The organism is Agriterribacter sp., from assembly GCF_035444585.1.
Taxonomy (GTDB): Bacteria; Bacteroidota; Bacteroidia; order Chitinophagales; family Chitinophagaceae; genus Agriterribacter.
Map to the genome: position 1 here is coordinate 1 of NZ_DAOMOZ010000334.1, position 3277 is coordinate 3277.

Genomic DNA, 3277 nt, shown 5'->3' on the forward strand with positions numbered 1-3277 from the left:
GTAACCTGAAACTTGCAATCTGTATTCCTTACTTACCTCTTACTACTTACCACTTTCTCACCCCTGCAACATCCAGTGCTTGCCGAATTTATCTTCCAGCGAGCCGAACCACCCGAAAAATGCTTTGGTGAGCGGTTGCTCCACTGTCCCGCCTTCAGAAAGCTTGTTGTAATAATCATTCAACTCATCTTCGTTTTCGCAGATCAGCGCCAGGTACACGGTGTTGCCTTCTACGGGTTTCGTCGGCGCCATGTCTGATCCCATGATCTCAATGAAATTGCTTTTTAAATGCGAATGCATTACCTGGTTATGCATTTCGGGAGGCATCTGGTCTTTGGCAGGCGGATCTCCCGCCAGCATCAGCTGGAGGTCTCCCCCAAAAATGCCCTTGTAGAAATTCATCGCTTCGGTACACCTGCCGTTAAAATTTAAATAAGGATTGAGCTTTGCCATTGTATTGTGTTTAAGTGTTTAAAAATTTGTGTGATAACTGCTTTTACCGGCCCGTTGAGCAATCAAGCAGCCACTGATTGCCATACCTGTCTGTAAGGGAACCAAACAACATGCCGTAAAAATTATGCTGCGCCGGGTATGTTTGCAATGCACCGAAAGATAGTTTTTTGTAACAGTTCCTTAATTCCTTTTCGGTAGAAAAGTGTATGGAAACAGAAACGGCATTGCCTTTTATCAGGCCCTGGTCATCCACCATGTCGGACCCCATGAGCACGAAGCTTTCCGAGACCAGCGAAGCGTGCACAATGATCTTTTTCATTTTTGCAGGCATTTTTTCCGGTACGGGCATTTCGGCTGCCGTTTGAAAATGCAACTCACCGCCAAGGCATTTCTGGTAGAACTTCATCGCTTCACGGCAATTCCCGTTGAACGTAAAATAGGGACTAAGCTTTTTCATTACGCATGCGACAATTGCCGGTACTGGGACTTGTTTTTCCGGGATGTTGGTATCCAGTAAAGTGTTTGATTCTTTTTCATTGTAGTGACGTTAATATTTGAATAATAGCATTGACGGCACAAAGATGCTATCAACGCTCAAAAAACAAGCTGTGGTTAAACGCCAATTTAAGGGGGCGATCGCGCCAATATTATTTTGTAGCTTTATTTAAAATAAGCAAATGAAAAAAATATCGGTATATGTTCCTGAAAGTGCCGTAATAGAAGCCGTTACACCGGCATACCGGACATTTAAAACGGCCAATGAATTTTTAAAAGCCTCGGGTAAAATGCCTTTGTTTGATGTGGAATATGTGGCATTGAAAAAAACAGTTAGTACCAACGACGGGGAGTACGTCATTAAGATTGACAGGATATTAAAAGAGGTAACCAAAACCGATGTGGTGATCCTTCCTGCCCTGTATGGAGATATTGAACATGCCATTAAAGCGAATGCCCGGGCAATACCATGGATACAACAAATGTACAGGAGCGGAAGCGAGGTGGCGAGCCTGTGTATCGGTGCTTTCCTGCTGGCCGAAACCGGTTTGGCAAACGGCAGAAAATGCTCCACGCACTGGGCCTATTATAATTTGTTCCGGCAAAGATTCCCGGAAGTGGAAATTGTTGACGGCGCCGTGATCACCGACGAAGGACGATTGTATTCAAGCGGTGGCGCCAACTCGCTGTGGAACCTGCTGCTCTATCTCCTGGAAAAGTACACCGACCGCAGCACAGCCATCACTACTGCAAAATATTTTGCTATTGACATAGACAGGAACAGCCAGGCGGCCTTCACCATTTTTACGGGGCAAAAAGACCATAACGATAAGGACATGCTGCGGGTACAGCAATTTATTGAAGAAAACTTCCAGGGAAAAATTACGGTAGATGAGCTGGCGGACATGGTAAATACCAGCCGCCGGAGCTTTGAAAGAAAGTTCAGGCAGGCTACCAATAATACACCTATCGAATACATGCAAAGGGTAAGGATTGAAGCCGCCAAGCGGAGCTTTGAAGCAAGTCATAAAAATGTAGCGGAAGTAATGTACGATGTGGGATATACCGATACAAAAGCATTCAGGGATCTCTTCAAAAAAATAACCGGGCTCACCCCCATCGAATACAGGAATAAATACAATAAGATGCACATGCAGGAACAGGATGCGGGGCACAGGTACAGTGTGTAGACGCATCCGGTGGCAGTGACTTTACATTGGGTTTACACAAATAAAAAGCGGGAGCTTTGCAAGACTTAATTTACTAAACGGTTTAATAAGTTGAGGATCGTTGATCTTTATTAATTATTTCTGATGACTTTGTTGTATACCTGCTTCTATATATATCAGAGTACCGGCATAAAAATTGGCGCGGCTGGAAAAGGTAATGTAATTACCAGCTGGACATATGCTGATTCTTAATTTCAAGCTGTTGAATATCTTCTCCATTATATTTTTCTAATGCGGTAAAATCATCAGACAATAATCTTGCGCAGAGATAAGCCACTTTAGATGCAGCAGTTACGGCTTCATCAATGGTAAGCCGCCCGGAAATCAGAAAATTCCCAAAACTTCGTATCCCGTTTTGCAGTTCAGCAAAATGGGATTTGTCGGGTTCCTGCCGGTTGCGCTCCCGAAAGCATATTATCCTGCAAGTATCAATGGTGTCTTTGAGAATATCATCCGGCTGTATATCCAAACTCCGGTAAGCCATTTCTTGTTTTGCAAACGCTGAAAAGCCAAGTGCAACCTGTTCCAGATTTTGTATTTGATCAAACAGATTACCTAAGTCAAATAGTTGTTTGATAATTTCCAGTTTTCATATAGCCAAAAATTAAAGCTGCTTCCATTTGCAGCAATATTAAGCATTTTCATATGCTATAAGCTCAGCTTTGTAAACACCATAGACGAATACCGGCAATACCGTCATCAAAAAAAAGCCGCTATGTTTGAAAAGCAAGCAGGTTACTCTTTTCAGATGTTGAATTCCAGGGAAAAAAAGTTGAATGAACTACTGGATAGCTTTGCTCTGGATACATTTTCTTCGGAATGACATACAGGAATTGTTACAGGAAAAGAGGGTTGGTAACAACGAATAGCGAAAGATGCAGGATCAATAGAGGTACTGCATTTTGCTTTAGTTGATGCGCTATAATTCTTAATTGTTTAACTTTATATACCCTCTTTACATTAAAGTTAAAAGTTGCATTAAGTTAATGGGAATGACAAAAATTTATAGGCCAGAATTGAGACCAAAAACAAATAAGTCGCTGCAAAACAGCGACTTATGGAGTTAAAAAGCGGACCGGACGGGACTCGAACCCGCGACC

The 3277-nt window shown here is 42.7% G+C and carries 4 protein-coding genes; 1 reads left to right on the top strand and 3 read right to left on the bottom strand.

Annotated elements, in window-relative coordinates:
- Window positions 1–57: 57 nt before the first annotated feature.
- Window positions 58–453: a VOC family protein gene (locus tag PLH26_RS21095; RefSeq protein ID WP_324587994.1), complete on the bottom strand. Its 396-nt coding sequence runs from the start codon at window positions 451–453 to the stop codon at window positions 58–60.
- 43 nt (window positions 454–496) lie between these two features.
- Entirely contained in the window at window positions 497–910 is a 414-nt protein-coding gene (locus PLH26_RS21100) for a VOC family protein (RefSeq protein ID WP_324587995.1), read from the bottom strand.
- A gap of 220 nt (window positions 911–1130) precedes the next feature.
- Here PLH26_RS21100 and PLH26_RS21105 point away from each other — a divergent pair, with 220 nt between their 5' ends.
- Window positions 1131–2138 (top strand): GlxA family transcriptional regulator, encoded by a 1008-nt coding sequence (locus tag PLH26_RS21105; RefSeq protein WP_324587996.1) that lies wholly within the window; start codon window positions 1131–1133, stop codon window positions 2136–2138.
- Between the two features lie 202 nt (window positions 2139–2340).
- Here PLH26_RS21105 and PLH26_RS21110 read toward each other — a convergent pair whose 3' ends face one another.
- Window positions 2341–2661 (bottom strand): hypothetical protein, encoded by a 321-nt coding sequence (locus PLH26_RS21110; protein WP_324587997.1) that lies wholly within the window; start codon window positions 2659–2661, stop codon window positions 2341–2343.
- Window positions 2662–3277: the final 616 nt, after the last annotated feature.

Bases quoted from the DNA above. Each gene is read 5' to 3' on its own strand.
- PLH26_RS21100 (WP_324587995.1), bottom strand. From the start codon at position 910: ATGAAAAAGCTTAGTCCCTATTTTACGTTCAACGGGAATTGCCGTGAA.
- PLH26_RS21095 (WP_324587994.1), bottom strand. From the start codon at position 453: ATGGCAAAGCTCAATCCTTATTTAAATTTTAACGGCAGGTGTACCGAA.
- PLH26_RS21105 (WP_324587996.1), top strand. From the start codon at position 1,131: ATGAAAAAAATATCGGTATATGTTCCTGAAAGTGCCGTAATAGAAGCC.
- PLH26_RS21110 (WP_324587997.1), bottom strand. From the start codon at position 2,661: ATGGCTTACCGGAGTTTGGATATACAGCCGGATGATATTCTCAAAGAC.